This is a genomic window from Prevotella sp. 20925_1_30, from assembly GCF_041433025.1.
In the GTDB taxonomy this organism is placed as follows: Bacteria; Bacteroidota; Bacteroidia; order Bacteroidales; family Bacteroidaceae; genus Prevotella; species Prevotella vespertina.
In genome coordinates this window covers 24,341-30,927 of the sequence record NZ_JAPWAR010000027.1, presented here as the reverse complement: position 1 = coordinate 30,927, position 6,587 = coordinate 24,341, and the positions used below count along the sequence as shown (strand labels likewise).

Annotated in this window: 7 protein-coding genes and 1 rRNA gene; all 8 read right to left on the bottom strand. The window is 43.8% G+C overall.

Annotated elements, in window-relative coordinates:
- Nucleotides 1–418, bottom strand: a 16S ribosomal RNA gene (locus O3603_RS10210); the annotation flags it as partial.
- 642 nt (nt 419–1,060) lie between these two features.
- Entirely contained in the window at nt 1,061–1,450 is a 390-nt protein-coding gene (locus O3603_RS10205) for a hypothetical protein (protein ID WP_371522639.1), read from the bottom strand.
- A gap of 409 nt (nt 1,451–1,859) precedes the next feature.
- Nucleotides 1,860–2,276, bottom strand: coding sequence for a rubrerythrin (locus O3603_RS10200; protein WP_371522637.1), 417 nt, complete (start codon nt 2,274–2,276; stop codon nt 1,860–1,862).
- A gap of 30 nt (nt 2,277–2,306) precedes the next feature.
- Nucleotides 2,307–2,801 carry a MarR family transcriptional regulator gene (locus O3603_RS10195; protein WP_315087945.1) on the bottom strand — a complete coding sequence of 165 codons (495 nt, stop codon included), beginning with the start codon at nt 2,799–2,801 and terminating at the stop codon, nt 2,307–2,309.
- Nucleotides 2,802–3,100: 299 nt separating this feature from the next.
- Complete coding sequence (locus O3603_RS10190) at nt 3,101–3,565, bottom strand: MaoC family dehydratase (RefSeq protein ID WP_155716681.1); 465 nt, start codon at nt 3,563–3,565, stop codon at nt 3,101–3,103.
- Nucleotides 3,566–4,020: 455 nt separating this feature from the next.
- Entirely contained in the window at nt 4,021–4,410 is a 390-nt protein-coding gene (locus tag O3603_RS10185) for a hypothetical protein (protein WP_371522634.1), read from the bottom strand.
- A 27-nt stretch (nt 4,411–4,437) separates the two neighbouring features.
- A complete protein-coding gene (locus O3603_RS10180) occupies nt 4,438–5,343 on the bottom strand; it encodes a hypothetical protein (RefSeq protein ID WP_371522632.1) in 906 nt (301 codons plus the stop codon).
- Nucleotides 5,344–5,566: 223 nt separating this feature from the next.
- Complete coding sequence (gene rbr / locus O3603_RS10175) at nt 5,567–6,220, bottom strand: rubrerythrin (protein WP_371522630.1); 654 nt, start codon at nt 6,218–6,220, stop codon at nt 5,567–5,569.
- Nucleotides 6,221–6,587 lie beyond the last annotated feature (367 nt).

Sequence of the window (6,587 nt, the reverse complement as noted above, 5' to 3'; positions counted from 1 at the left end):
TCCTGCACGCTACTTGGCTGGTTCAGACTTACGTCCATTGACCAATATTCCTCACTGCTGCCTCCCGTAGGAGTTTGGACCGTGTCTCAGTTCCAATGTGGGGGACCTTCCTCTCAGAACCCCTACTGATCGTTGCCTTGGTGGGCCGTTACCCCGCCAACAAGCTAATCAGACGCATCCCCATCCATAACCGATAAATCTTTTATCCTTATCTGATGCCATCAAAGGATTACATAAGGTATTAGTCTGCCTTTCGGCAGGTTATCCCTTAGTTATGGGAAGGTTGGATACGCGTTACTCACCCGTGCGCCGGTCGACGTCCATTCGGTGCAAGCACTAAATGCCGTTTCCCCTCGACTTGCATGTGTTAAGCCTGTAGCTAGCGTTCATCCTGAGCCAGGATCAAACTCTCCATTGTAAAATATGTTTGGGTGATTAGTAATAGGTAAGAAGGGTAATAAATACCAACTTAACCCAAAACTTCACCGAGTAATCTCTGTTTCAGAATGCTTATCCTTTAGTATCAAGTTTTAAAAGCACCTATTCCTATATAGGAATTCAATTGAATTGATCGGTTCGTTTCTTTTACCCATCTATTTGATTTATAACCAAACAGACGCTTCTTGTACTACTTCTCTGTTTATGTAAATCTCTTCAAAGAACGCTTTCTTTATTGCTTTAAACACTCATAAGCACGTGGCTTATTTCGTAAAAGCGAATGCAAAGGTATATACTTTATCAGAAACTACCAAATGTTTTGAGAGAAAAAATCAATAAAAAGTGGTTTTTATTGCGCCTGAGAGGGAATAAAGGGCGTTACACCTTATTTATATATAGGCATGGGGAAGATGAAAAAGGAGCATGAAGATATTGACAAGAGAAGTAAGCGAATATTAGTATTCATTGTTGGGAGTATTGGTGATGGGGTGTGAGAATACTGCTAAAGGCATATTGGAAAATGCTGAAAGAGGGTTAATAGTAGTGCTAAAAGGGAACATCAACCAGAAAGGAGATCGTTTTCTAAAGAAAAGGCACATACCTTTAACAGCACAAAACAATATTATTCCCCAATGTTCTCCACTGTTGGTTTCTTAATTTCAGGCTTTGGAACCTTAACAGAAGGCGCCGACTCCGCCTGTCCTTCAGGCACACTCGGAACGATAACAGGCTCCTCTGGCTCCGCTGCCGACTCTTCCTTCTTCGACTCAACAGGCTTAGGAGTCTCCTTTTTAATCTCCTCTTTCACTTCTTCTTTGACCTCCTCTTTCGTCAAAACAGGCGTCTTCGGACCATTATCAATACCAATAACATCACCCGACATATCCACCTCATACTTTCGAGGCGGAGCCATCTCGCGTGTCTCCATGAGTACCCCCAATGTAATAGCCCCTACTACCAAAACGATGGCGCAGGTGGCTACTGGAACCTTATAAGTTGGTTTTTTCTTCATTTGTTCACGTATATCTTACTTCCTCGTGCACGTAATCTGTACGTTACAAAATTATTAAATAGTTCAGAGAGAAGCGTTATTCAACAAATGATTTTAGTTTTTTTAAGACAGAAGAGCAGCCTTACACAATCTTACTATCGCATATTTCCAAGACAAAATAACATTCATCAAGGCTATTCAACACAAACAAATGAACATTAAAATAGCCTATTTCAAAGACATTATAACCTAGTAAATGACCACTTGGAAACCAAAGAAACCACGCAAAAAGAAACCTGCTAAAACATCAATCGACGGTCTTTCAAGACAGAAAAAAGGACTCTATCAAATCATCGCTCCCCCACGCTCACTCGCAGATAGGTATGATTTGATACAGTCCTAATGAACTAACAGCCTTATAAACAGGCGTTTATTGTTTATATTTTGCTAGCAGTTCGCCCAACACTTCACCATGATGAACCTCCTGCCGTATATACTCTTCAATCTGTTCGGCGACGTCATCTCGCCCCAACTCACGCAACTTGTCGGCCAAAGGTTGTAGGAACTTTCCTGCTCCCAACTCGCCCTTCTGCATGTTTTCCATCATCTGAAACACATCCGAAGGATACTTTGCATTCAGCGTCGCATAGTACCCTGCATGCACAGACTCCTGATTGGCTAACTCACGAAGACGCTCTGCCAACTCCTTCGGAAGCCCCTGTTCTTCAGCCATCAACGCCAATGAATAATGATTCATCACGCCCATTGCCTTGCCCATAGCGGCAGCCTCGATGAGTTTCTCCAGTCCCGTCCCTTTCGTCAGACCATATATACTCCTCTTTTCCATGCTTTATTCAAATCTTTTTTATAGCCCCGATTACAATATATACCGACACTCTTGGTCCTTCGCAGCCGCTTTATCCTGTGCTCGTTGTTCAGAGAGAGTATTGATCAGAGCGTCTAATTCAGCTGATAACAAATGAATATCATCAACACTTGTACGGTCACTTAGCACCTTTCCTAACATACAAGCAGGTATGCTTGCAGCCTGTCTTTCAAGTTCTTTTGCCTTGTCCGTGAGATAAACGTAGGTCTCTCGTGCATCTAACTTACCCTTCACTCTCGTCACCAGACCCTCGCTTGCCATGCGTTTAACAAGCGGTGTCATCGTGTTTGAATCGAGGTAGAGTCGATGCGCCAACTCCATCACCTTCTGTCCATCCTCCTCCCACAAAGCCATCAAAACGAGGTATTGTGGATAGGTAAGTCCTAACTTCTCGAGCATTGGAAAGTAAGTCTGGGTAATCAATCGACTAGCTGTATACAATCTAAAACAAAGTTGATTCTGCAATTTCAGTTGGTCGTAAGCCATACGTATAAGTCTTTTTTAAATTTGTGTTAGCCTGTATCAAACATCCTTACAAGCTGATGTATATATAATGTTATCCCTCTTAAAAGATTTTGCAAAGGTACTATAATGTTCTAACTAACGCCTCTGCGTATCAAACATTTAACACTTTTTGACCACAAAAGGGCTGTTTCAGAGGTCTATTTTACTATTATTCATAAGTTATATAAGCTCATATACCTTATAATAATAGCATTGTGTGTACATGTCTCATGCACCCCAACCTTTGAAACAACCCTTTCGGTTATCGTTACAAATTATGCTTATTCAAAATAGTAAAGGAAGGTTGCGATCCCTTCGAGGGCTGGTTTGCGTTCGCCCTCAATCTCGATTTGGAACTTGATACCCGCCTTGCAAATACCACGGAGGTTCTCAATGCTATCGAGGTTGGCTACCAAACGAATGCGCGAACCTGTCAATACAGGCTTACCAAAGCGCATCTTGTCCATGCCATAATTGACCATCATCTTCAGATTATGCACCTCGATAATCTCCTGCCACATGTGTGGAAGTAGTGAAAGTGTCAAGTAACCATGTGCGATAGTACTCTTATAAGGGCTCTCCACCTTGGCACGCTCCTGGTCAACATGAATCCATTGATGATCGAGGGTGGCGTCAGCAAAAAGATTGACACGCTCTTGGTCAACTGCTAACCACTCACTTTCTCCTAGCTTCTCACCCAATCGGGCAGCTAGCTCTTCGTAGTTATTTACAATTAATTTTGCCATTGTCTTAATTTATTATAGTTGTTTGTTTGAGTAAACAAGTTAACGAGTTGACGTGTAGACAAGTTACTTGTTCTGTTGGATGTAGTACCTCAATGTAGGGACAGACGCCCTCACCTGTCCGCCTAAAGAGAGGTAGATTGGGGAGGATTAATCGTGATTTGGCAGACAGAAGAGGGCATCTGTTCCTACACGGTGATGTTCACTTCATTTGAAGAAAGCCTCTCTTCGATGCGACGGAACGCCCTCTTCCTTTTGACGAGGGCGTCTCCTCGTTCTTGCCCCTGCTGTTTCTGCTAATGAGGCGCAGTTTCGTTACACATCAAGTGACCATCCCAACTGGCTTTTCGGTGCGATGTCTCCCACAAGACAAGCAACTTGTTTACTTGCTAACTCGTCTACTTGTCAACTCAGACAGCACTGCAAATATACGAAAAAGAATCCGAACTGCAAAGTAATCAATCGATTGTCTCGAACGCACCATGATGTGAACGGAAGAATTGCAACAGCTCTTCTCTCACCTCCAAATTGGCTTCCCACAATGATTCCTCACCTTTCTGATGTCGTTCCAAACGCTTCAAACAACGGGCAATCTTGCGTTTGTTGTTGCGCATCTGTAGTGCATCAGCCTGCACGGGACCAGCCTCATCCAGTGAAGCACGGCGCAGTTTCTGCATGAAACGATCGAACTGATTATATTGTAAAGCCAGTTGCATCATCTTCTCTTGATTCTGTTCTATGTCGTTAAGTCCCATTAGCTGCGCCAGATGTTCATGACTCCAATCCTCCGATTTGAGCCAGAACCACTGGAAAAAGTGGTGCTCCTCCATTTCAATAAGCTCTCTCATCAGCGCATCCTCCGCCTCATCTGCCGTCTAAAAGCGGGTGAATACCATTCGAGCAAGTGCCACAGGATCCAGTTCCAAAGCCTCATCAGTCTTCATCGCTTTCGTCACAACGATACGCCAACGGGTGTCCTTATGTTTCACGAGGGCGTTGCGCGAACCCTGCAACAGCTCTGACAGCTTACCTTGTGCAGCCTGTTCGCGCACCTTCTCCATCTTTTTTCTTAGGTTGCGAACCGACAATGTGCCGTCCTCATACCATATATATTGATAGCTTTGAGCCAAGTCGTCAAGGCTAACAGCAAATCTATCGTCATCGTCACTGCCCACAAAACTATAGTTATAATGGTCTAACTCGGTGGAAGGAATCGTCAGATCGCCCACTACCATCGCCCCATCTTCAGTCGTGATATTAAATCCGACAAAGGGTAATTGCAGTTCCAAACTGAACGACTCACCCCCTTTATCAGGCGTGAGGATGCACTTCAACGTCTTACCATCTGCACAATCAGCCTTCCTTACAACGTATCCTTCTTCTGTTTTCGTCGCTCCCTCGACCCTTACCTCACCATGATACCAATCAATCTGAAAGGTCGTTGAGTCGGCATCCTGGCGCACCATGGTCAGAAATTCGGCTGGTTCTACACCCAAATTGATTACTTCGGCAGGGCGCACCTCCTCGTCATCATCAGCTAAGACCATCGCCTCAATGCGTCCCAAAGGGGCATCATCTTCCCACTCTTCCGCACCTTTCTCACGGAAAACTACGAAACTCTGGCGCACCTGCTGGGCTTCTTCTCCCGTGCGACAGAGGCTGAATCGTGTGGCACGACTTAGTAGCGCAGCCTTCACAAAAGGGTTATAATCATCGGATTGGTGATTCACTTCAGTCCATGCCAGTAGACTTTCTGTTTCGTTATCCTTTGCAGTTTCCATTGTAGAATATTAATGTTTATGTTGTTGCCAAAGGGCAAAAAGTGGCGCAAAAGTACGAAAATTATCTGATAAAACGGGCACTTCAATGGCAAAAGGTGCTATAAAAAAAGAGTTGCATCAGTATTGACACAACTCTTATCGTTTGTTCTCTCACTCGTGACAAAGCCTATGGAATTACAAAGACAGACGATTATGTCTTGTCGGCGTCACGATGAATGAGGATTTAGTAATTGCTTTCCTCAACCTGGAAGAAGCTCTGTGGGTGGTTGCAAACAGGGCAAACAGCAGGTGCCTTCTTGCCTACAACGATGTGACCACAGTTGCGGCACTGCCAAATGCAATCGCCATCACGTGAGAAGACAACCTTATCCTCGATGTTCTTCAACAACTTGCGATAACGCTCCTCGTGGTGCTTTTCAACCCGACCAACGCCACGGAACTTAACAGCCAACTCTGGGAAGCCTTCCTCCATAGCCTCTTTTGCCATCTGATCATACATGTCTGTCCACTCGTAGTTCTCGCCTGCAGCAGCATCAGCAAGGTTCTGTGTTGTTGTTGGGATATCGCCCTCATGCAAGAACTTGAACCATATTTTAGCATGCTCCTTCTCGTTACGTGCGGTCTCTTCAAAGAACCCTGCGATCTGCTCGTAACCATCTTTCTTAGCCTTAGAAGCGTAATAGAGGTACTTAGTGTGAGCCTGACTCTCACCTGCAAAAGCATTCATAAGGTTCTGCTCTGTCTTTGTTCCCTTCAAAGCAGCTGGGTTGAACTCCTTGAACTTGTCGGCCTTTGCGTGGCAAACTGGGCACTCTGCTGGTGCTTCAGCACCCTCATACATGTAACCACATACTGTGCAAATAAATTTCTTCTTCATAATGTTTTTGTATTTAAATAATATTTTTCTTTATCCTGCCGCATTGATAGCTCCACTCCTTCTGATGGTCTTCTCGCTATCAAGTGTTATTCTTTTAGTATATTGGAATTATTCCAAATCACACTGCAAAGGTATGAATTATATACGAAACAAGCAATACTTCCACATCACTTTTTGCCTTTAACGGCTCTATTTAGACGATGAAAAATTAACAAAAACGATGTTGCGTGGGAGGGTATATATAAATAAGGTGAGACAGAAGAACAGGCTTTTCAGACAGAAGGACATAGTTCTTTAGACAAAATGACATAAAGCCATATTATTGTAAGGACATATTATTAAGACAGAGGAACATAGGAACAATGTG

Coding starts and splice junctions, on each gene's coding strand:
- O3603_RS10205 (WP_371522639.1), bottom strand. CDS start 1,450: ATGAAGAAAAAACCAACTTATAAGGTTCCAGTAGCCACCTGCGCCATC.
- O3603_RS10200 (WP_371522637.1), bottom strand. CDS start 2,276: ATGGAAAAGAGGAGTATATATGGTCTGACGAAAGGGACGGGACTGGAG.
- O3603_RS10195 (WP_315087945.1), bottom strand. CDS start 2,801: ATGGCTTACGACCAACTGAAATTGCAGAATCAACTTTGTTTTAGATTG.
- O3603_RS10190 (WP_155716681.1), bottom strand. CDS start 3,565: ATGGCAAAATTAATTGTAAATAACTACGAAGAGCTAGCTGCCCGATTG.
- O3603_RS10185 (WP_371522634.1), bottom strand. CDS start 4,410: ATGAGAGAGCTTATTGAAATGGAGGAGCACCACTTTTTCCAGTGGTTC.
- O3603_RS10180 (WP_371522632.1), bottom strand. CDS start 5,343: ATGGAAACTGCAAAGGATAACGAAACAGAAAGTCTACTGGCATGGACT.
- rbr (WP_371522630.1), bottom strand. CDS start 6,220: ATGAAGAAGAAATTTATTTGCACAGTATGTGGTTACATGTATGAGGGT.